We start from the raw sequence: 20,150 nt of genomic DNA, 5'->3' as shown, positions 1-20,150 counted from the left end.
CCACGACCAGTTCGATCTGATTTATCGACATCAGACGAGATTACGCGGCTGTCGATGTGATCGACTGAGAATACGACGCTCTTCCCAAGTTCGATGCCAGCGGTCATCGCGGCAGTCATAATGGCCGCGAGTTTGTAGTCGACTTGGCCGTGGTCGCGGTGGCGCAATGCGCCGATGACGCTCGTCCCGAAGACAAACGCAAGCCCACTGCCGACGGCGACTGTCGATGGGTACCCGAGTACGAGCAGTGCGGGTGTCACGAGGAATGATCCGCCCATCCCAAAGAACCCAAAGAGGGTTCCGATCAGCAGGCCGAACCCGACGAACACGCCGACCATCAGCAGACTCAGTCCCAAGAGCTCCATCGTCAGTCACCTCTTACAGTGGTGAGGATGGTTGACTGGGCGAGATGGCTTAGCGCTCCGTAGCCGACGTAGAGGGCGAGCGCTTCGGCGAGTACGACGCCGACTGTCCCCACCGCCTGCAGGGGGCCGCTGAGGGTTTCGAGACCGAGCATCTCAGACCACCAGGGTTTGTTCTTGTAGTTCCAATACTACACAATTCTGCTGGCGTGGGGATGCGGTGTGGATGTGTTGAAACATGGGATGATTAGTTGACGGTGTTCGCGAGGCGACTGCGGACGTAGCCTTGCGCGTACGCACCGATGAACATCCCTGCGATCGCCCAGAGGATGGGGAAGTTCCCGATACCGACACTCGCGTAGGCAGCGCCCGGGCAGATGCCGGAAAGGCCCCAGCCGACACCGAAGATCACGCCGCCGACGACGACGTTCCGATCGAATTCTTTGACGCGCCGCGTGTACTCGGTTGCGGTCAGTGGCGCGCGATCAAGGAAGGTCGTCGCGAGGAAGAACGCGAGTCCCGTCACGACGGCAGCGCCGCCCATCACGAAGAGGAGGCCGAAGTCCTCGAACTGGAGGAAGTCTAAGACGACTTCGGGGCGGGCCATCCCGCTGATGGCGAGCCCGAGCCCGAAGACGAGGCCACCGACGAAGATGGCGGGCAGGAACAGCGCGCTCTCGCGCTCGCTCATGGACTCACCCCGAGGGCGGCGACGAGCTGTGCAGTCCCGATCGCGAACGCCATGAACGTCGCGACGTTCACGAGCGACGTCTCGGAGAGCGAGCCGACGCCACAAACGCCGTGCCCGCTCGTACAACCCTTTCCGAGGCGCGTCCCGATTCCGACGAGGACGCCGCCACCGAGGAGCCGCCACCATTGGACGTCCGTCGTCCACGCACTGGGATCGGGCGCGAGGACGAATCCCCAGAGGGCAGCGCCGGCGATAATGCCGAGTGTGAAGACGACACGCCAGTCACGCGATTGGACGTACTTGTAACGGTTGAAGCGTTCGACGCCGGAGACGTAGGAGAGCGTCGACTCAAGGAACGTGCTCGCGCCCGCGATAATGCCCGTCGAGAGGTAGATGATGGTGGCGCCGAGGCCAACCAGCAATCCGCCCACGAGATAGGGGAGGATTCCTCTCGGGAAGAGACCCTCAAGCCCGGACGCGAGAAGTGGAGTGAACGCATCCATGATTAGTTCGTCATGGCGTCTTCACTCGCCGCGCAGTTGTTCGGCCCGAGTTCGAGCTCGAACGCTGTCTCGTCGTCGGGCGCCTGCTGGCCGAGGTTCGTCGCGATGATCTTCTCGTGATTCGCGGGTCGCGGTGGCATGTCGGTGACGATGTAGTCGATGAACGTCTCTTGGTCCATGGTGAGGGCGTCCATCGTGTCGACGAGCGTCCCGAGGTCGGCAGTGTAGGTGTCGTCGTCGTTCGGTGTCGTGGCATCCGAGTAGTGGGCGGGTGCGATGACCGCGTCGTCGTCGAAGCGCTCGATGAGGGCCTGCAGACTCTCGTAGAGAGTGCGTGCGGCGTCCCTTGCGGCCTCGGGGTCTTCGAGGTCGGGACGCGCGACGCTCTCCGTGAAGAGGCCGTCACCGGTGAAGAGGACGTTCCCGATGCGGTAGGTCGTCATCCCCGTCGTGTGCCCAGGCGTGTGGATCGCCTCGACGTCGACATCGCCGATATGGAGGGTTTCGCCGTCCGCGATCGTCTCGTACTCACGGTTGTAGTCGACGCCACGAGCATCGGCCGTTTCGGGAAGAACGGCCGTCGCGTCGACCTCCTCGGCGAGGGCTCGGATGCCGGAGATGTGGTCGGCGTGGACGTGCGTGTCGACGGCGTAGGTGAGGTCGGCGCCGAGCGCGCGGGCGTCCTGCACGTACTCCTCGGTGAACGCCCGCAGCGGGTCGATAACTGCGGCTTCACCGTCGGACACGACGAGATATGCGAGACAGCCCGAGGACGGCCGCCGGTACTGCGCGATGGTCGCATCACCGTCGGTGTCGAGTTCGACGCACTCGTAGATGCGCGCCCATCCCTTCATTCCGCGTTCGAGGTGCTCGACGTTGTACCCGTTGTCTTCAAGCGTTTTGGCGATCATCTCGCTGGAACCGCCCTTCGCGCAGAGCACCGTGATCCGCTGATCGTCGGGGAGTCGCTCATGGAGTTCTTCGGGAATGCCGTCGAGCAATTCGAAGTAGGGGTAGTTGACGCTCTCGACGCTCGCGCCGTCGATACGCCATTCCTCGTGGTCGCTCTCCGAGCGGACGTCGAGGAGGAAGACATCCTTGCCGGCGTCGATGCGTTCCTTCAGTCGCTCCGGCGTGACTTCCTCAACTGCGGCTTCGGTCGTCACGAATGCGTTGTCGCTCATCTCACTCCTCTGTATCGGCCGACCGCAAATAAGACTTTGCATAGTAGTACAATTACTACACAATACTCTATTTGCTATAATCTCATTATAGGCGCTTACACGACAGTAATAGGTTATCTGCGAGTTTGAGAGTGTGCAATAGGCGAACTACTACCGGTATGCTTTTCAGCGCAGCCCCAATATTGGGTGGTGAGGCCAATATCATGGTAGACTACGAAGTCACGGAGACGCTCGACGTGAAAGGACAGAACTGCCCGATGCCCGTCGTCAAGACGAAGCAAGCGACCGACAACCTCGACGAGGGCGACATCCTCGAAGTGCTCGCCACCGACCCCGGAAGCATGAGTGACCTCGGCGGCTGGGCCGAGACGACTGACGGCGTCGAACTTCTTGACCAGACGGACGGCGAGGACGTCTACACGCACTACGTGCGGAAGACGGAATGATCTAACAATGAGTACTGGCACACCATCTCCCGACGATGAGACTGACCCCAGTCGCGCAGAGCTGGAAGCGCGAGTCGAAGAGTTAGAGGAGACAACTGCAGACCTCAAGGCTGAGGTAGGCGACGGGCAGCCGAAGATGTCCATCATCGCCACCAAAGGGACGCTCGACATGGCCTACCCACCCCTCATCCTCGCCTCGACCGCGGCGGCGTTCGGCTATGAGGTCACCGTTTTCCACACCTTCTGGGGACTCGATATCCTCCACGAGGAACGTTCGAAGAGTCTCAAGCTCAGTTCGGTCGGCAACCCGAACATGCCCGTTCCGAACGCCGTCGCCGCGCTTCCCGGAATGGATCGAATGACGACGAAGATGATGGAAAAGCGCATCGCGGACAACGACACCGCGACCATCGAGGAGCTTATTGACACCTCGCTCGACATGGGCGTCGAATTCCAAGCGTGTCAGATGACCATCGACCTCATGGACTACGACGAGGACGACTTCTACGATGGCGTCACGACTGGTGTTGGCGCCGCCACAGCCATCCAAGACATGGCTGACGCCGACATCCAACTTCTCGTCTGACCGCCTTCGTTTCGTACCTGATCTTCAGTGAAGCGCTCATCACTTCGAGCAAAGTAGAATTGTTTATATTGAGCAATATAACAACTTCCCATAGAAGTATGGGGACAAGCCAGCGAAACGTTCGTCCTCGACGTTCGGCCGAGCTACAGCTACCACGAGACGCACACCCCAGGAAGCCACAAACTCCCGATCTATGACCATCTCAGCGGCGAGAATTTCATCAGTCTCGACGCCTCGTGAATCAACCGGATAAGCATTCGGACGCGCCATGAGGAGTGGGCCGTCGGAGCTAGTCGTCGCGCTGCCACAAATTCACACCCTCAGACACACGCGTTGCCTTTTCACTGTATGTTCACCGATCTGAGACAGTTTTCTATCCTGGCAGAGGCATCGACGGCAGGAAACCGAGTTAGGGGAGTGATTCGCAGGCTTCGCTGTCGCCGTTGCCATCGAGTCGGTGTGGATCACCAGCAGTCTGGTCAAGGGCTTGTTGGGCCTGGGCTTGCGTGCCGAAGTCCGAGCAGTCATAGTCACCATCTGGTGGCGGAGGCGGAACATCATCGCTCTCCCCTCGCGTCGTCGTGGACTGGGTTGTTTCGTCGAAGTCCCAGAGGCCGATTGAGAGTAGTTGGGCCTGCTGCTCGGCGTCGGCGAAGTCGCTCCGATTCGAGAACGAACTGTCGTAGAAACGGGCGTAGCCATCTTCGAGCATCTGCCGGTTGAAATTCGCCCCATTTGGCGTGTAGGCGTAGACGAGAAGGCGACCGTAGCTCCCACGGCGGTCGGCCTCCTGGTCAACCGCAATCTAGATTGTCTCACCGGCGAGCATCGACGCAGCGTGACTACTGGCCTTTCCGCCCCACTCCGAGTGTCAACGGTCCAGTCGGGGCTCACCGCATCCGGGTCGGCGTCGGCGAGCGCGTCGAGGCGGCCCGCCATGTTGCGCACGAAAAGGATGACGGGCGCATCGACGCCCGTGCAGATCCACCGATGGAGCGGCAGGAGGAACTCCCGGTAGTCCGCGGGCGCGAGTTCGCCGGCGTACGTGTCAAAGAGTTGGACGACGTCCGCGCCGTGGTCGATCTGGTACTGGAGTGAGGCGAGGACGGCATCCGCGATGACGTCGAGGAGTGACGCGAACGCGTCGGGATGGCGCGCGCGGAACTGCCGGATCTCGTCGTGGCGCGAGGAGCCGCTGGCGATGATGTAGGAGGCGAGCGTGAACGGGCCACCCGCGAAGCCGATGAGCGACGTCTCGTCGCCGACCGACTCGCGCAGGCGACTGAGGAGCGCGCCGTTGAACTCGCGGCCGCGCACGGCGGCGAGCTACGCGCTCTCTACGTCGTGGACGAATCGGTGTACGAGGCGTACAGCGGCGACGAGTACGTCGACGAGGCCGAGGGCCCGAAGCACGGCCTCAAGGAGGCGGGCGAGGCGGTGCGAGCGTCGACGTCACCGGCGAACTCCGGCGTGGCGACCCCGCGGAGACGGTCGTCACCTATGCGGAGGAGGTGGACGCCGACCTACTCGTCCTCGGGACGCGGCGTCGCTCCGAGGAGTACCGCGCGCTCCTCGGGAACGTCACCGATCAGGTGCTCCGCCTGACGGCGCGCCTGGCGGTCGTCGTGAAGACCGACGTCGACGAGTAGCCCGTCACCCCCACTCGCGCACGCCGCCCTCGCCGTCGCCGCGGGCGAGCGCGAGGTCGAAGCGGTCGGTGGCGAGGAGGCCACAGACGAGCGCGGCGGTGCAGAGCACGGGCACCCAGTTTGCGTACGCGAGGTTCACCAGCCCCCAGAGGACGACGAAGCTCACGAGGTCGTCGAGGGCAAACGAGCAGGCGTCGAGGCGTGCGCGCAGCGCCCGGTGGTCGAAGGCGACGTCGAGGGTGACGACCGCGACGCTCCCCGAGAGCGCCCACCCGAGGTAGTTCGAGAGCGGGATGCCGTAGTAGAGACCGCCGTCGGCGTACGACCAGAAGCCGAGCGCGACGGCGCCCGGGTCGAGCACGCAGTCGACGAGGAGGACAAGGCCGACGGCGGCGGGGAGGCGCAGGTGAGGGGCGCGCGCCCGCTCGCCAAGGAGCGCCAGCGCGAGGAAGTAGGCGTTCAGGACGAGCGGGAGGAAGAACAGCGGGAGCGCGAGCGGCACGCCCGCGACCATCGGCCCGAGTTCGACGCCGTAGCTGAACGCGCCGTAGGGCCACCCGGTCGTCACGCCGACGTGCTCGATCAGGTACGTGTAGCCGCAGAGCGCGGCGAGCACCGCGAGCGCGCGCCGATCGAGTTCGGGGCCGATCGCGGCGGCGAGCGGGAAGCGGAGCATCGCGGTCCCGAAGACGAGGAGCGCGGGGCTGAACGCGAGCCACGCGGGGAGGAAACCGCGCGCCCCGGCAAGGAGCGAGGCCGCGCCAATCAGCGGCGCCAGCACCGCGATGCCGAAGCGGTTCTCAGCGACGACGGTCTCGAGGCGCGCCTGCGCGGCGGTGCGGCGAGCGTCAGCCACGTAGGACCCCCCAGAGACCGGCACAGGTGAAGACCGCGCCAACGGCGGTGTTGAGCGCGGGAAACCACCAGTAGGCCCGCGAGAGGTCGACGCCCCGCAGGTCGAGCGCGAGCGCGAGGGCAGGGTAGAGCGCGAACAGCAGGCCCGCACGGGGATCGAGGAGCGCGAAGGCGCCCGCGGCGAGGAGCCAGCACGCCCCGCAGTAGGCCAGCGCGCGGCGCGCGCCGAGGACCGTCGCGGTGGTGCGCAGGCCCGCGCGCCGGTCGGGTTCGACGTCCGGGATCGCGGAGAACGTGTGCATCGCCATCGTCCACACCCAGCCCCCGAGGACGGCGAGGAGCGGCGGGAGCGACCCCGCGACCGCGGCGTACGCCGCGACGCCCGGGAGGACGTAGAGGCCGTTCGAGAGCGAGTCGAGCGGCGGCTTCGTCTTCAGGCGCGGCGGGGCGCTGTACGCCCACCCGAGGACGAGGAAGCCGAGGATCCACGGGGCGGCCCCGGGGAGCCACGCGGCGAGCGCGAGGCCGAGGAGGCCCGAGAGCGCGACCAGCGCGACGACGCCGCGCTCGCCGCGATAGCGCACTTCCCGCTCTGATTTCTTCGGATTCTCCGCGTCCGCCTTGGCGTCGTAGACGTCGTTGACGCCGTAGAGGTAGACGTTCGCGGGGACGAGGAAGTAGGCGACGAGGGCGAGGACCGGGAGCGAGAGCAGGTCCCCGACTCCGTCGGCGGCGTAGGCGACGCCGACGAGCGCTGGGCCGGCGAGGTAGAGCCAGAAGCGCGGGCGCGAGCGCCGGAGCGCGCGGGCGAGCCTGCTCATGCGTCGACGCGCGAGAAATCCTCCAGGACGGCGTTCGCGGCGTGCTCGCCGCTGATGAGGCACATTGGGACGCCGATGCCGGGCCGGGTGTACCCGCCGGTGAAGTAGAGGCCGTCGAGCGCCGAGGATCGGTGGTCGGGGCGCAGCGGTCCGGTCTGCCGGAGGGTGTGGGCGAAGCCGAGCGCGCTCCCCTCAGCGGCGTTGTACCTGGCGGCGAAGTCGGAGACGCAGAAGTCCTCCTCGACGACGATCCGCTCGCGGAGGTCGAGGCCGGTGTGGGTCCCGACATCGTCGAGGAGCAAGTCGCGGTACTCGGCGCGGATCGCGTCGCCGTCGTCCAACCCGGGCGCGATGGGGACGAGCGCGAACAGGGCGCTGTGGCCGTCGGGCGCGACGGCGTCGTCCGTCTCTGAGGGCGCGCAGAGGTAGTAGGCGGGGTCGTCGGGCCACGCTGGGTCGTCGAAGATCGCGTCGAAGTGCTCGTCCCAGCCGTCCGGGAGGACGAGCGTGTGGTGGGCGAGGGGGTCGAGATCGCCCTCGACGCCGAGGTAGAGCAGGTACGCGGAGGGCGCGTACGTTCGGGACTCCCAGTAGTCGGCGTCGTACTGGCGGTCGTCGGCGTCGAGGAGTTCACGCTCCGTGTGCGCGTAGTCGGCGTCCGAGACGACGGCATCCGTGCGCAGGATCTCGCCGTTCGCGAGTTCGGCGCGCATCTCGCCGCGCTCGCCCCGGATCGCCGCGACGGGGGCGCCCGTCCGGTAGGTGACGCCGAGGTCCTCCCCGAGGGCGACGAGGGCGTTGACGACGGCCGCGATGCCGCCATCGGGGTAGTGGACGCCGAGGTTGAAGTCGACGTGGCTCATGAGGTTGTAGAGCGCGGGCGTGTTCGACGGCGACCCGCCGAGGAAGACGAGCGTGTACTGGACGAGCTGGCGGAGCCGGTGATGCTCGAAGTAGTCCGCGACGTGCTCGTCCATCGTCCCAAGGAGGCCGAGCCCGCGGGCGTTCCGGATCACGTCCCAGTCCACGTAGTCCCGGAAGTTCGGCCGGTCCGTGTAGACGAAGTGCTCCATCCCCACCTCGTAGGTCTCCTCGGACGTCGCAAGGTAGCGCTCGAAGGCCTCGCCCGCGCCGTCCTCGTACGACTCGAAGAGCGCCTTCGTCCGCTCGACGTCGCCGTCGAGGTCGACGCGGTCGGCGCCGTCGCCCTCCCCCTTGAAGAACACCCGGTAGTGCGGGTCGAGGTGCGTGAGATCGTAGTAGTCCGTCGGCTCGCTCCCGAAGTAGCCGAAGAAGCGCTCGAAGACATCGGGCATCAGGTACCACGACGGTCCCATATCGAAGCGGAAGCCATCGCGTTCGAGGACGCTCGCGCGCCCGCCGAGCCGTCGGTTCTTCTCGACGACCGTCACGTCCCAGCCGGCGTCGGCGAGGTAGCACGCCGTCGAAAGGCCGCCGAAGCCCCCGCCGACGACCGTGACCGACCGCGTCACTCTCCCACCCCCAGCAGGGAGGAGAGGGAGGCCGCGACCGAGCGCGCCCGGGTCCGCACCCCGTCGCCGCGCCGCGCGCGCTCCGTCCGGTCGCCCTTGACCGCCGGCACGTCGCTCGCGGCGTGGAACGCCGTCAGCGGGTCGCCCATCCGCTTCCAGTGGTACCAAGTCCGCGCGGTGAGCGAAAGGCGCCGCGGCGTCGACAGCGTCGGGCGCGCGGTGAGCGTGTCGTAGCCGCGCTCGCGGACGAGGCGGTGGTGGTCGGCGTACAGCACCGCGGCGCACAGCACTCCGAAGCGACACGGCTCCGGGAGGTAGCGGATGCCCGCGACCCCCTCGCGGTACAGCCGCTCAGTGCGCCGGAGCTCCGCGCGCATCGCCGCGGCGAAGCGCTCCGAGAAGGTGCACGCGCGGATCTCCGCCTCGGTGACGCCATGGCGCTCCAGCGTGGCTCGCGGGAGGTAGATGCGATCGTAGTCCCTGACGTCCTCCCGGACGTCGCGCAGGAAGTTCGTGAGCTGGAAGGCCTCGCCGAGCGCCTTCGCGTGCGGGCGAGCGCGATCGACCGTCTCCGCGTCCATGTCGTACGTCTCCATCATCACGGCGAGCATCATGTTCCCGACAGCGACGGCCGACCCGCGGAGGTAGGTCTCCAGCTCCTCGTGGGTGTCGTAGCGTCGCGTGTCGACGTCCATTTCCATCGCGTCAAGGAACGTTTCGATCTCCGACTCGGAAATGTCGTACGAGACGACGAGATCGCGGAAGGCGCGGAGCACGGGGTCGTCCGTCTCCGCCTTGCCGAGCGCGGCCGCGCGGAGGCGCGCGAGGTCGCGGCGCTGCTCGGTAGGCGTCGCCCCCTGCGGGTCGTCGACGACCTCGTCTGCGACGCGGAAGAACGCGTAGAGGACGTAGGTCGCCCGCCGGGCCCGCTTGGGGAGGACGCGGGTGGCGACGGCGAAGGTCTTGCCGGTCCGCTGCTGTATCGCCTTGCTCGTGGCGACGTCGTCAGAGGGGATCATTGGTGACAGTTGACCCACACGGGCGCCCGGTCGCGACCGGCCGGTCGGTGGCTCTCGACCATAGATAGCTCGCGGGCCGACAAAGGAGGCATACCTGACTAGTCAGGTATGCCGATCGAAGAAGGCGGCGAACACCTTGCGCTCCGCAGCGCGGAGGTGCTGGTGGAAGGTGGCGCGCGAGACGCCCATCGCCGCCGCGAGTTCGTCGCCCGTCGCCATGCGCGTCGAATTGTAGTAGCCCGAGAGGTACGCCCGCTGGAGCGCCGCGCGCTGCCGGTCGGTAAGGCGCTCCTCAATCGTCGCGGCGAAGTCGCGCGCCGTCGTCGGCGGCCGCTCGTCCTCGCGGTAGCGCACGAGTTCGACGCCGTCGTAGCGCTCGCGGACACGCTCGACGGCGGCGCGGGCGTCGACGCCCGCGGGGAGTTCGAGTTCGACGCGAGCCGCGCCGTCGGCGGCGTCGATCCCCTGGATCCGCACCCCGCGCGCCGCGAGGTCGGCTGGGAACGACGACGGCGGGAGGTGGAACTCGAACAGCGCGGCCTCGTCCGCGTCGCCGACCACGGCCGCGTCCGCGACCGCCGGCGACGCGTCCGCGGCCGCGAGGACGCGCTCGGCGCCCGCGCTCCCGTCGGCGGTGAAGAAGAGCACCGGCGTCTCCCCGCGGTACACCTCTCCGCGGTAGTCCAGCGATCCGTCGACGCGCGTCGCGAGGTCGACGGCGAACAGCGATCGGTCCCGGACGTCGAAGGCGAGCGAGACAACCTGATCGGCCGCCGCGAGCCGCCGCGACTCGTGGGCGTTCAGCGCCGTCGCCACCGTCCGGCCGAGCGACTCGAGCACCGTCGTCTCGCGCTCATTCAGCGCGCCGGTCTCCGCCGCGCACACCGTCAGCACCCCGTACGTCGTCCCGCGGTAGCGCAGCGGGACCGCCGCGACCCCGCCGGCGGCATCCGCGAGTTCCGCCGGGACACCCGCCCCGCCGTCGCCGACCGCAACCGCTCCCGAGTCAAGCGCCCGGACGACCGGGTGGTCGTCCACGTCGTGGGGGACGGTGAGGGCGTCCGCGTCGACCGACCCGCCGGCCCGCGCGCGCGGCCGGACGACTCCGTCCACGAGGTCGACCGCGCCGAGCCACGCGAACGCGTACGTCTCGGCGGCTGCGAGGCGCTCGCAGACCTGCCGCTCGATGGCCTCCCGGCTCTCCGCGCTGACAACCGCTTCCGTGACGTCGCTCAGGAGACCGTCCACCCGATTAAGGAGGTGATCGAGGTTCGCGCGCTCGCGCCGGACCGCGAGCTCCGAGCGCTTGCGCTCCGTGACGTCGCGCTGGAAGCCAACGAAGTAGCGCACGTCGCCCGCGTCGTCACGGATCGGCGCGACCTTCACCTCGTTCCAGAACACCTCGCCGTCCGCTCGGTAGTTCCGGAGTTCGACGACCGCCGACTCGCCCGTCTCGACCGCTCGCCGGAGGACGTCCACCCGCTCCGTCGCCGTCTCGGGTCCCTGGAGGAACCGGCAGTTCCGCCCGAGGATCCCCTCGCGCTCGTAGCCCGTGATGCGCTCGAAGGCGTCGTTGACGTAGACGAGGGGGTTGTCCGGTCGCGTCGGGTCCGTCATTGTGATCCCCACCGGCGCCTCATCCATCGCCCGCTCCTTCAGCGCGTCCGAGAGCGCCTCTCCGTCGTCCGTCCCGTGTCGGGATGCCATGCTCGACGCCCGAACGTCGAACGCGCAGACGTAAGAGCGATGCGCTCGCCCTGCAGGCTCTTGGCGCTCCGCGGCGTTACCGGGCGTATGACCGCCGCACCCGACACCGCCGTGGCCGTCGGCGTCGACTGGGGCTCGAACGGCTGGGTCACCGCCGTCCGCGACGCGGACGGTTGGGACGCCCGCCTCCATCCCTCGCTCCTCCCCGTCTGGCACGCCCACCGCGGCGCCGCGTCCGTCCTCGTCGATATCCCGATCGGTCTCCCCGAACGCGGCCGGCGCGCCTGCGACGTCCGCGCCCGCGAGGTCCTCGGGAGCCAGCGCCGCCGCGTCTTCCTCGCGCCCCCGCACGCCGCGCTCAACGCGCCGACCTACGCCGCGGCGAAGCGCCGCGTCGAGGCCCGGACCGACGGCTCGCTCACCACGCAGACGTGGAACGTCCTCCCGCAGGTCCGCGACGCCGACGTCCTCCTCGCCGAGCACCCCGACGCCCACGGGGTCGTCCGCGAGGCCCACCCGGAGGTCTGCTTCGCCGGCCTCGGCGACGGTCCGATCGCGCCCGCGAAAACCGACGACGAGGACGTCGAAGCGCGCCTCGACGTCCTTGACCGGCACGGCGACGCTCGCGAGGCCTACGAGCGCCTCGTCGCCGAGCGCATCGACGACCCGCCCGCGCACGGTCGCCGCTTCCGCGCGGGCAACCGCGACGATCTCCTCGACGCAATGGGCCTCGCGGTCACCGGGTGAACCGACCGCGGGACGCTTGAGACGCTCCCCACAGACCCGCCGCGCGACCCCGAGCGCGACGCCCCAATGGAGATCGTCCACCGCGACGTCTGAGCCATCGACCCCCCGGGTCGCAGGGCGGATCGCGGGTCGACGGAAACACTATGTGCCAAGCGCCGGTAGCGGAGTCTATGTGCCCCGATCCGGGCACCGTTTCAGATGAACTCGATCCGCTGAGCGTTGATAGTTGCGGACAGACGTCGAGTTGAGAGATTGGGTTTCAGATGAGCTCGATCCGCTGAGCGACGTCCTCGGAGAAGTCGGAGGTGTTGGCTTCGGTGTGCGATGCGCGGGTTGTCTCAATTTCCTCGTCGTTGAATTCCCGGTCAGCAAGTGTCTGCCGGACGGCGCGGTACTTACTCGTCGCGTCGGCGGTCGGGATCACGGGTCAGTCCTTCGAGGCGGGCTTGAGGGCGACGCGATTGTCTCCAGCCAGGATCTCCCGCCGCAGGTCAATGACGTTGAGGGGCTTATGGTGCTCTCAAAGGCCGGCAAGAAGAACTACATCGCCAGTCGGTATAGCGGTGCCAAGGAGACGGTAGAGAGGCTCGTGTTGAGCTTCGGTCTACGGTCGCGGTGACCGCTAGTCGAAGCCGAAGGGGATGTTGCCACCGTTGTCCTTGAGGAATTGGATGGCAGTGTCAGCGTCGCCAAGGCGAATGTTCTCGCGTGCGCCGCCGCCATAGGCTTCGATGGAGGCTTCGTTTTGCGGAATCATTTCGTCCTTGATGAGTTGGCGGCCGCGGCCCTCGGCGTGACTGGGAAGGGCGTGGTCTACCGCACGGTCGATTGACCACTTGTGGTCGCCAAAGACTCGGTTTCGGAGAAGCTTCTCGACGACACGGCATTTTATTTCAGAGTCGTCCATTTAGATAGATTCATCGGCGTATGTAATCACGAGCGGTTATTACTTAAACGTGTTTACTGTGTCGAACGGGTTCGTTGTTTCTGCACAACGTTTTTAGCCTCGCATCTCGTTCACTGAGATATGTCCGAGGCCACACCGGTGCACGAGACCGAAGGCGGCGGGTCGCAGCTAAACGCCAGAAGCCCACTTATCACGCTGCTCAGCAGCCCAGCACGCGTGAAGATCATCGAAGCATTCGTCCAAGAGCGCGGGCGCGACCTCTCGGTTAGCGACGTCGCCCGACTTGCAGACACCGCGCGCAGCACGGTCTACCAGCACCTCGACGACCTTGAGGAGTTGGGCGTGATCGAGTTCGCCCGGAGCACGGGCGACGGGCACAGCAAGCGCTACCAGCTGAACGAAGACAGCGAGATCGCCGACCTCCTGTACAAGCTCGAGGGCGTGACGCTCCACCGGCTCCTCGAACTCGACGGCGAACTCGAGAACTAAGCTACACTCTCACTTTTTCAAGCCGACTTACGGCATTCCCCTGTCCGGCCGACGTAGGTGTCGTTGATGTAGATGCCGAACCAGTGACCGTTCAAGTTGGAGGTATCCGCAGCGACGGTGACCTCGAATCAAGTATATGCGCCATCGCCGTTCGCATCAATACCCGAAACACTGGCTGAATCAGCCGTACCGAACGGTTGATGTCGTCGACGTCACCGATGTCGTGTCCGCACAGCCAGCGAGCGTGAGCACCAGCGCGATTACGCCGGCCACCTTGCGAGACAGCATCAGTCAACGGCCTCGCTGAGTCGCTCACGCATATGCTCGCGGCGGAGCTGGCGGGCACGTTCGTCGGAGAGATAGTTTTCGAGGGCGACCGTTGAGTCGCTCGACCCCTGCTCGGCGGCGATGTCCTCGATGCTTTCGGCGACGTCCTCGACGGCCTCGGAGTACGCCGAGTACCAGAACCGACGCTCCATCTGTGGAACTGGTGGCTTGCCGCCGATCTCCGGAGGCAGGCTAGCACGAGTGACGAGGGCGGCAAACCGATTCCGGACGGTCTGGGTCGCGATGTGGCCACTCGCAGACTGTGAGGACGGGAAGAGGTGGTCGTTCCACTCCTCACGCTCACTCAGTTCGGTGAGGCGATCCTCCACGACGTCGACGCCATAGAGGAGAGAGACCTCGCCCGGGCCGTTCTTCCGCTCGTCGAACGCGACGAAGGGCGGGTCGGCGGTGAGAGCGAACTGCGAGGTGTAGAGGTCTGCGACCTCGCCGGAGCGGATCCCCCAGCCGCAGAGTGCGATCACGAGCAGGCGCTCTGCCACCGTCTCCGTTGCGTTGGTGAGCGCACGCACATGCGTGGCGTCGAGCGCGACCGGGTCGCCGTCGGTCTGGCGGTCCCAGTTGTACTCCTCGCCGACACCGGTGACGGGACTCACGCTCGCCCGCTGCCGGCAAAGAAGGTAGTCGTACCAGTGCGAGGCCGCTTCGTGGATGCGGGCGACAGTCCGGTCGGCGAGGTCGTCGTCGACGTCGAACTGGTCGATGGCTGCCCAGGCGGCATTGATTGCCCCATCGACGGCGTCGGGTGCGTATGTGCCGGAAGCGCAGAGAATGGACTTGCGTGACTGTTTCGAGATCGTTGGGCCCTGATACTGGTGGTTTGTCTATGCTGAGTCGTCTCCGTAGAGGAGGTCGTCGACGTCCTCGGAGAGGTCGGAGGTGTTGGCTTCAGTGTAGGATGCGTGAGTCGTCTCGATGCTTCGGTGCCGGAGGATGTTCTGGGCGTCTTCTGCCGACAGCTCGGTGTACGCACGGTGGCCGAGTCCTCGACGGCCGCCGTGCGGCTTCAGGTACTCGCCGTCGACGGCGAGGCCGGCGTCCTCACAGAGCTGGCGCATCACGCGGCGGGCGCCCTCGGTCGTGAGCGCTGGCGGCGCGACGTCGTACTCGCGGAGGACCTCGTCAATATTGTCGGCGTTATCGAGAATCGTCTCGATCTCCTCGTCGTCGAACTCTCGGTCGGCGAGTGTCTGCCGGACGGCGCGGTACTTGCTCGTCGCGTCGGCCGTGGGAATCACGGGCCAGTCCTCGGAGGCAGGCTCGAGAACGCGCCGATAGCGGTCAACTTTCTTCCGCGTCGTCGGCGGGAACTGCACGGTCTCGCGGTCGCGGGACTTCCCCAAGACACGGATAGCCCCGTCGCCGAGGTCACGCCACTGAATGCCGTTGCGGTCAGAGTCACCCGAGACGGCGAAGAGTTCGGCGCCACGCGCGCCCGTGTCCGCGAGGAGGTGAGCGATGGCCCGATCGCGGAACGCCCGCTCGTGGTCCCGTGCGTCGTCGTCCAGGGCGTCGTGTGCTTCCCTGTCGACATAGCGGAGCAGTGCCTCGCGAGCGTCGGCCGACCAGAACTGCTGGCCCTGCTTGACTTCCTCTGTGTCTTCCGGGAGTTCGTCCTTGACGCGGTCGGGCTGCATCGGGTTCGTCGCGAGGAGCTGCTCGCCGTCGACGCACCAGGAGAAGAACGCCCGGGCGATGTTGTAGTACGTGTGGGCGCTTGCGGCCGAGAAGTTACGGGCCGTGTCGAAAGTGAGGGGGTCGGCCTCGCCGGCGACGCGATCGTGGAGGTACGTCTGTACCCAGCGTCGGCAGTCATCGTCGTCGACGGCCTCGACCGTCTCGACGTCGCGGTGGGCACGAAGCCAGGCGGCGAGTTCGCGGAGGACAGTCGCGGTGTTCTCGCGGTAGCGATCCGAGTCGATGCCGCGCAGTCGTCGGTCGATGGCGTCTTCGAGGCGCGTCCCCTGGGGGTCGCGCCCGTCATCGCCGGTCTGAGTTGGAGCCACGTTCTGTGCCTACCCCCACGGTCGGCCTTGCAATAAATCTGGTTGGTCTTACAACTCTAAGACAAACCAACAACGTTTCGCCCCCAATCCCGTGTTTTCCGCGAGTAACGGTGCTGTGAGCGCAGTATTGGGTATAGTAAACCATATATCGGTATACAGAATCTTATCCATTGGAAGTCCACAGGTTCGGAGGATGGCAGAATACAAAGCACTAGCGGAGCGATACGACGGATTATCGTCACACTCAGTCGTGAGCGGCGTCGGCATCCGCTATGCCGACGCCACAAACGGAAGCCGCGGTGGATGGCCTCGTCGAACAGGCCGAAGAACTGTGCACGCTTCACGACCACATCACCCGAGTGATCGCCGCCCTCGACGTTTCGGAGGGTCCGTTTTCCGACCAGTACGGACGGGCCAGCACGACCGACTTCGCGTTCGAGTCGGTCGTGCGGATGTTCCTCTACCAGCACGCGCGCGGGTTCAACGACAGCGAACTCCACCGCCGGCTGAAAGGGACAGCCTACGTGTTCATCCGGTTCGAACTCGGACGAGCACCGACTCAGCAGGCAATCAACTATATGTGGCGGCGACGATTCTCACTGGCCGACCGACGAGCGATCAAGGCTACCGCCCGCGACATACGGGCGGTGGCCGCCGACCACGATATCGTCTCAGACGGAGAGCCACGTCTCGATCCCGGCGAAGTCAGTGACGCGGGCGTCACTGACGAGCACATCATGAAGGCAATCCGGACTGCTCGCGACCGCGGCCTCGGTGCCTTCGAGACCGACCGCGCAGCGAATGCGCGGTATCCCGATGAACTGTTCTTCGAACGCCAAGCGTATCTCAACCTTGCCGACGTGGGGACGACGACCCCACGTCGGCGCTTCGACCGGCTGAGCGACTGGAACAACACACCCCACGGCGATACACACCTCCGCACGATGAAACAGATCGCAGCACCGACTGAACAGATGTCGCTCACCGACTTTGCAGACGGTGAGCGACCTCGCGACTGGCAGCGGATCCGTGAGGCGATCCTTGAGCCGTTCCACGCGGGATTGGAGTGTTTACTCGAAGAGATCGACGCGAACGACGGGCTCCGCGAGCCCGTCATCGCGGCAGTCGACATCACTCACTGGGAGTTCTATCCCTCGCCCTACAAAGACGATGACGACGTCGAACCAGAGGATGACGTCGTCATCGTCAACGGCAAGGAGAAGGTGCCAAAGGACGAATTTCCCGAGATGGTAAGCGGTGACAAAGAGGGACGTAGCTACAAATTCGCAACGCTGACGATCATCGGTCAGGACACACCGATCGTCCTCGGAATCGAACCCGTCCGGGAGGCGTCGACCTGTAGTAGTTCACAGAAGTTTTGGGTACTCCACGTGCCAGAGATAAGGTAGAGATCCGTTCTTCGACTGAGTCCTCATCCCAGTTCACCCAGAAGTTTCGTTGATCACTAGAGGGCGACGCCTCCCGGATCGAGAGCCACACAAAAGCCGATATCGTCCGGCGGTTACTGGCGCAGGCCCAACAGCACGTCGAGATCCACAAACTGTTCGCCGATCGTGAGTTCGACGCCATGGAAGTCCGGGACGTGATCGACCGGCACAACATTACCTACCTTATCCCGCGGCCAGTCTACGCCGCCGATCTCGATCAGATTGAGAAACTCGAGGAGCACCCGCTCGCCGACGTTGCCGTCGAGCGAGCGGTGCCTCTCTCTGTAGACGGTCGCTCACACGAACTCAGCTTCATGTACGTGCCATCGACGGAAGAAGACGGCAAATACGCCGTCTTCACGACGAATCGTGACGTCACGCCCGACCAAGTCATGGGACTCACCGCACAGTACAGCCACCGCTGGCAGATCGAAAGTGAGTACAAAACCATCAAACACCATTTCCTCCCGACCACAGCCTCCACTGATTACCGTGTCCGGCTGCTGTACTTCGTCCTTGGCGTCGTCATGTACAACGTCTGGCGCCTCACGAACCTCCTGCTTCGTGAGGCGGTCTCCGGTAGTCTTGGCGCGAAGCCGCCGCTTCGCGCCGGCGAAGTCGTCGAACTCGTCGGCTTCTGCCTAGTCCCACCCGACTGACCGGCTCCACCCCTCTAGTGGGCGAGAACCGTCCCGGACCGCGGGACTCGGGAGTAACAACTCCCTCCCGAGTCCCGCTCTCTCACTGTAACTCTCCGGCTTTCAGGGTGTTCAACTGACTCACGCATCGATCCTGCCGAACTATCATTCATCTCAACCGCAACACATCCGTCTTCCCCTCCATCTCGCTTGTATTTTCGATATCCTCCGAACCTGTGGGAAGTTGAGACTACACCGTGTTTAGCGGGCCTGTAATGCGTGGTTTCGACCGAATCGGTGAGTGAAAACTGCTTCCGATATCTCTCGAGACGGCCATTCTTGTTGGGATACCTACTACATGAGGATTTTCGGTCTCTTTCGGTAGCGTTGCCACTCAGACGACGCTCTATCACGGGTAGAGTACCTTACTACCCGATTCCTGTCTCCTTCTTCAACAGCGTGAGCGTATTATCGGCAGTCACCATCGGTGACCGTTCGTATTCTCCAGTCAACTCGACCTGCACGAGCAAATCGACCGCTCGCCAAATCGAGTACAACAAACAGGCGAACGCGAAGTAGAAGAACCGCAGCCCAAAATTCGTCGACGTCGTCGCAGCCATGAATCGCTTAATCGACCGATAGCCGCTCTCAATCTCCCACCGGTAGCCGTACTCACTGAGAAAACCGCCACCCCGGTTCGACATGAACACCGAGTACTGTCGATAGTCGTCATGCTCAGACATCATCTTTCCGACGGTAGATCAGCGTCGTCTCGTGCCACTCATTCTTCCCGAGGTGGAGCTTCCGGTCGGTCTCGTACCGGTCTTGATCGCGCTGGAGCAACCGGTTCGCCTGGGCTTTCTCGCTGGTCTGCATCCGTTTCGGCACGACGTAGGAGAGCCCGCGCTGGCTGATCATCTCCAGGATGTGCTGGCTGTCGAACTCCCGGTCCATCAGGACGTTATCGACGTGAACGAGGTCCTCAGCGGAGTCCAGCAAGTCCTCGACGATCTCCTTGCGTGACTCGCCTTTCCGTACCGGGCGGGCATCAAGGACGAGCGGGACAGCGTTGCCGACCAGCTGGACTGTCGCCCACTGGTAGGCGTACTCGTTGTTCTTCTCCTTCGTCCCGATGATTTCGTCCTCGTGGCCCGTTCTATCGCCGGTAAAGGGATCTGCCTCAGTGATGTCGATGGCGACGATTCCCGCTCGGAAGAACTCCTCCGTCTCCGCGAGCTCGTTAATGAGTTGTCGAACCGCCTGTCGGTACATCTCGCGCATCTGCTCGATAGAGAGATCACGAATCTGGTCGCGATGACCGTGTCCGAGCGGTGTTCGATCACGCGTCGACTCATGAATGAAGCTGCGAGCACCCTCGTTAGCCGCCAAGTTCTCACGGAGCCCCAGATAGGTCTGTAAGCCCCAGTAAGCGTTCTCGGGAATCTCACAGCCCTCGCCACGATTGAGCGAGAAGGCCGGGAAAACAACGTGACTGACGTGCATGGTAATCGTCCCTGCCTTGTCGAGGATGGCTTGCTCGTTTGGGACCGATTCAGCGGCGGCGTCGCCTCGATCCGGGAGGTTTCGTTCTGGGTCGCGTGGTACAGCGACATCCGCATTCTGCGCTTTGATCAAGATTAGTCGAGCCGCCTTCCTGGACAGTCTCGCGGAGATCGCGCGTGAAACGCTCGTTCCAGGTGCGCCACAGTGTCGATTGATCGGGCACCGTCCCCAACTCAAGGCGTTCACAAAGTTCGGGGTGGCTATCGAGGTACTCGACGAGAGATGTTTCGTGCTGCCATCCGTGGAGTTCTTTCAGCACGAACACGCGAAAGAGGGTATCCATCTCGTAGCATGTCGACCTTCCGTAGCGGTCGTGGGCCTCGAAGCGGAAGTAGGCCAGCGGAATTGAGCAGACGAGCTGTTCGAGTGAGTCGTGATTAGGGTGCGTCAACCAGACACTCGAGACGACTCGAACGTCCGATTCTAACCCACCGAGTGAGGAACGATCGTACAGCGGTGTCGAGTCATATTCGGGCCACTCGACGTGCTGCTGGTGTGCGATTCGTCGAAAGACGCTGCGCCGAGACTCGCGAGTCGCGACCACTGCAGAAGAATAGCCTGGAGACACTCAAGAGTCCGTCCAACCAACCGATATAGGGAGTTCTGTGGCTCTGTTGAGTCCCCATCCGTTCTAGTTTAGTGGCAGTCAAAGGCGAACTCACCCGATTCAACGTCTCTGCGTAACCGTTGT

21 protein-coding genes and 2 pseudogenes are annotated in these 20,150 nt (G+C 64.8%); 7 read left to right on the top strand and 16 right to left on the bottom strand.

What is annotated here, in order from left to right; all coding sequences use genetic code 11:
* The 5 genes from ABDZ36_RS09870 to ABDZ36_RS09850 form a co-directional block, all read right to left on the bottom strand.
* Positions 1 to 365, bottom strand: a 365-nt coding sequence (locus tag ABDZ36_RS09870; RefSeq protein ID WP_343749298.1) for a TSUP family transporter, incomplete at its 3' end; no start/stop codon positions are given.
* Positions 366 to 367: 2 nt separating this feature from the next.
* On the bottom strand, positions 368 to 517 hold the full coding sequence (locus ABDZ36_RS09865; RefSeq protein WP_020220634.1) for a DUF7512 family protein: 150 nt from the start codon (positions 515 to 517) through the stop codon (positions 368 to 370).
* A gap of 92 nt (positions 518 to 609) precedes the next feature.
* Positions 610 to 1,053, bottom strand: coding sequence for a DUF6691 family protein (locus tag ABDZ36_RS09860; RefSeq protein WP_188873141.1), 444 nt, complete (start codon positions 1,051 to 1,053; stop codon positions 610 to 612).
* Complete coding sequence (locus tag ABDZ36_RS09855; protein ID WP_188873142.1) at positions 1,050 to 1,556, bottom strand: YeeE/YedE family protein; 507 nt, start codon at positions 1,554 to 1,556, stop codon at positions 1,050 to 1,052. The genes ABDZ36_RS09860 and ABDZ36_RS09855 overlap by 4 nt, the downstream gene beginning before the upstream one ends.
* A 2-nt stretch (positions 1,557 to 1,558) precedes the next feature.
* Positions 1,559 to 2,740 carry an MBL fold metallo-hydrolase gene (locus ABDZ36_RS09850; RefSeq protein ID WP_211313463.1) on the bottom strand — a complete coding sequence of 394 codons (1,182 nt, stop codon included), beginning with the start codon at positions 2,738 to 2,740 and terminating at the stop codon, positions 1,559 to 1,561.
* 203 nt (positions 2,741 to 2,943) lie between these two features.
* Here ABDZ36_RS09850 and ABDZ36_RS09845 point away from each other — a divergent pair, with 203 nt between their 5' ends.
* Both ABDZ36_RS09845 and ABDZ36_RS09840 read left to right on the top strand, forming a co-directional pair.
* Complete coding sequence (locus ABDZ36_RS09845) at positions 2,944 to 3,186, top strand: sulfurtransferase TusA family protein (protein WP_020220637.1); 243 nt, start codon at positions 2,944 to 2,946, stop codon at positions 3,184 to 3,186.
* 7 nt (positions 3,187 to 3,193) lie between these two features.
* Complete coding sequence (locus ABDZ36_RS09840) at positions 3,194 to 3,772, top strand: DsrE/DsrF/DrsH-like family protein (RefSeq protein WP_021780055.1); 579 nt, start codon at positions 3,194 to 3,196, stop codon at positions 3,770 to 3,772.
* 312 nt (positions 3,773 to 4,084) lie between these two features.
* On the opposite strand, the gene ABDZ36_RS09835 is transcribed toward ABDZ36_RS09840, so the two are convergent.
* Positions 4,085 to 5,089, bottom strand: coding sequence for a uroporphyrinogen decarboxylase family protein (locus ABDZ36_RS09835; RefSeq protein WP_229732387.1), 1,005 nt, complete (start codon positions 5,087 to 5,089; stop codon positions 4,085 to 4,087).
* Here ABDZ36_RS09835 and ABDZ36_RS09830 point away from each other — a divergent pair.
* Positions 5,057 to 5,421, top strand: a pseudogene (locus ABDZ36_RS09830) (universal stress protein); the annotation flags it as partial. The gene ABDZ36_RS09835 and the pseudogene ABDZ36_RS09830 overlap by 33 nt on opposite strands.
* A gap of 4 nt (positions 5,422 to 5,425) precedes the next feature.
* Here the strand turns inward: ABDZ36_RS09830 and cruF are convergent.
* The 5 genes from cruF to ABDZ36_RS09805 form a co-directional block, all read right to left on the bottom strand.
* A complete protein-coding gene (gene cruF, locus ABDZ36_RS09825) occupies positions 5,426 to 6,277 on the bottom strand; it encodes a bisanhydrobacterioruberin hydratase (RefSeq protein WP_188873144.1) in 852 nt (283 codons plus the stop codon).
* A complete protein-coding gene (locus tag ABDZ36_RS09820) occupies positions 6,270 to 7,097 on the bottom strand; it encodes a prenyltransferase (RefSeq protein WP_049933885.1) in 828 nt (275 codons plus the stop codon). The genes cruF and ABDZ36_RS09820 overlap by 8 nt, the downstream gene beginning before the upstream one ends.
* Positions 7,094 to 8,590, bottom strand: a complete 1,497-nt coding sequence (locus ABDZ36_RS09815) for a phytoene desaturase family protein (protein ID WP_211313462.1) — start codon at positions 8,588 to 8,590, stop codon at positions 7,094 to 7,096. Before ABDZ36_RS09815 ends, ABDZ36_RS09820 begins: the two co-directional genes overlap by 4 nt.
* Positions 8,587 to 9,606: a phytoene/squalene synthase family protein gene (locus ABDZ36_RS09810; RefSeq protein WP_199897062.1), complete on the bottom strand. Its 1,020-nt coding sequence runs from the start codon at positions 9,604 to 9,606 to the stop codon at positions 8,587 to 8,589. Before ABDZ36_RS09810 ends, ABDZ36_RS09815 begins: the two co-directional genes overlap by 4 nt.
* A 105-nt stretch (positions 9,607 to 9,711) precedes the next feature.
* The gene (locus ABDZ36_RS09805; RefSeq protein WP_188873146.1) at positions 9,712 to 11,316 is read right to left on the bottom strand and encodes a bacterio-opsin activator domain-containing protein; all 1,605 of its coding nucleotides are present in this window, start codon (positions 11,314 to 11,316) and stop codon (positions 9,712 to 9,714) included.
* A gap of 87 nt (positions 11,317 to 11,403) precedes the next feature.
* Between ABDZ36_RS09805 and ABDZ36_RS09800 the strand changes: the two genes are divergently transcribed.
* Positions 11,404 to 12,063: a DUF429 domain-containing protein gene (locus tag ABDZ36_RS09800; protein ID WP_188873147.1), complete on the top strand. Its 660-nt coding sequence runs from the start codon at positions 11,404 to 11,406 to the stop codon at positions 12,061 to 12,063.
* Between the two features lie 259 nt (positions 12,064 to 12,322).
* On the opposite strand, the gene ABDZ36_RS09795 is transcribed toward ABDZ36_RS09800, so the two are convergent.
* Positions 12,323 to 12,487 carry a hypothetical protein gene (locus ABDZ36_RS09795; RefSeq protein WP_343749297.1) on the bottom strand — a complete coding sequence of 55 codons (165 nt, stop codon included), beginning with the start codon at positions 12,485 to 12,487 and terminating at the stop codon, positions 12,323 to 12,325.
* A 198-nt stretch (positions 12,488 to 12,685) separates the two neighbouring features.
* Positions 12,686 to 12,970, bottom strand: a complete 285-nt coding sequence (locus ABDZ36_RS09790) for a hypothetical protein (protein ID WP_188873149.1) — start codon at positions 12,968 to 12,970, stop codon at positions 12,686 to 12,688.
* A 120-nt stretch (positions 12,971 to 13,090) separates the two neighbouring features.
* Between ABDZ36_RS09790 and ABDZ36_RS09785 the strand changes: the two genes are divergently transcribed.
* Complete coding sequence (locus ABDZ36_RS09785; protein WP_229732388.1) at positions 13,091 to 13,459, top strand: winged helix-turn-helix domain-containing protein; 369 nt, start codon at positions 13,091 to 13,093, stop codon at positions 13,457 to 13,459.
* 287 nt (positions 13,460 to 13,746) lie between these two features.
* Here the strand turns inward: ABDZ36_RS09785 and ABDZ36_RS09780 are convergent, their stop codons facing one another.
* Together ABDZ36_RS09780 and ABDZ36_RS09775 are read right to left on the bottom strand one after the other, a co-directional pair.
* Positions 13,747 to 14,400, bottom strand: a complete 654-nt coding sequence (locus ABDZ36_RS09780; RefSeq protein ID WP_211313460.1) for a hypothetical protein — start codon at positions 14,398 to 14,400, stop codon at positions 13,747 to 13,749.
* A gap of 228 nt (positions 14,401 to 14,628) precedes the next feature.
* A complete protein-coding gene (locus tag ABDZ36_RS09775) occupies positions 14,629 to 15,810 on the bottom strand; it encodes a tyrosine-type recombinase/integrase (protein WP_211313459.1) in 1,182 nt (393 codons plus the stop codon).
* A gap of 272 nt (positions 15,811 to 16,082) precedes the next feature.
* On the opposite strand from ABDZ36_RS09775, the gene ABDZ36_RS09770 reads away from it, so the two are divergent.
* Both ABDZ36_RS09770 and ABDZ36_RS09765 read left to right on the top strand, forming a co-directional pair.
* Positions 16,083 to 17,219, top strand: a complete 1,137-nt coding sequence (locus ABDZ36_RS09770; protein WP_211313458.1) for a hypothetical protein — start codon at positions 16,083 to 16,085, stop codon at positions 17,217 to 17,219.
* 77 nt (positions 17,220 to 17,296) lie between these two features.
* Complete coding sequence (locus tag ABDZ36_RS09765; RefSeq protein ID WP_211313464.1) at positions 17,297 to 17,917, top strand: transposase; 621 nt, start codon at positions 17,297 to 17,299, stop codon at positions 17,915 to 17,917.
* A 407-nt stretch (positions 17,918 to 18,324) separates the two neighbouring features.
* Here the strand turns inward: ABDZ36_RS09765 and ABDZ36_RS09760 are convergent.
* Positions 18,325 to 20,003: pseudogene (locus ABDZ36_RS09760) on the bottom strand (transposase).
* Positions 20,004 to 20,150: the final 147 nt, after the last annotated feature.

Origin of the sequence: Halarchaeum salinum (assembly GCF_039520965.1) — an archaeon.
Lineage (GTDB): Archaea > Halobacteriota > Halobacteria > Halobacteriales > Halobacteriaceae > Halarchaeum > Halarchaeum salinum.
The sequence above is the reverse complement of the archived record's forward strand: the minus strand, read 5'-3'. Positions and strand labels throughout refer to the sequence as shown.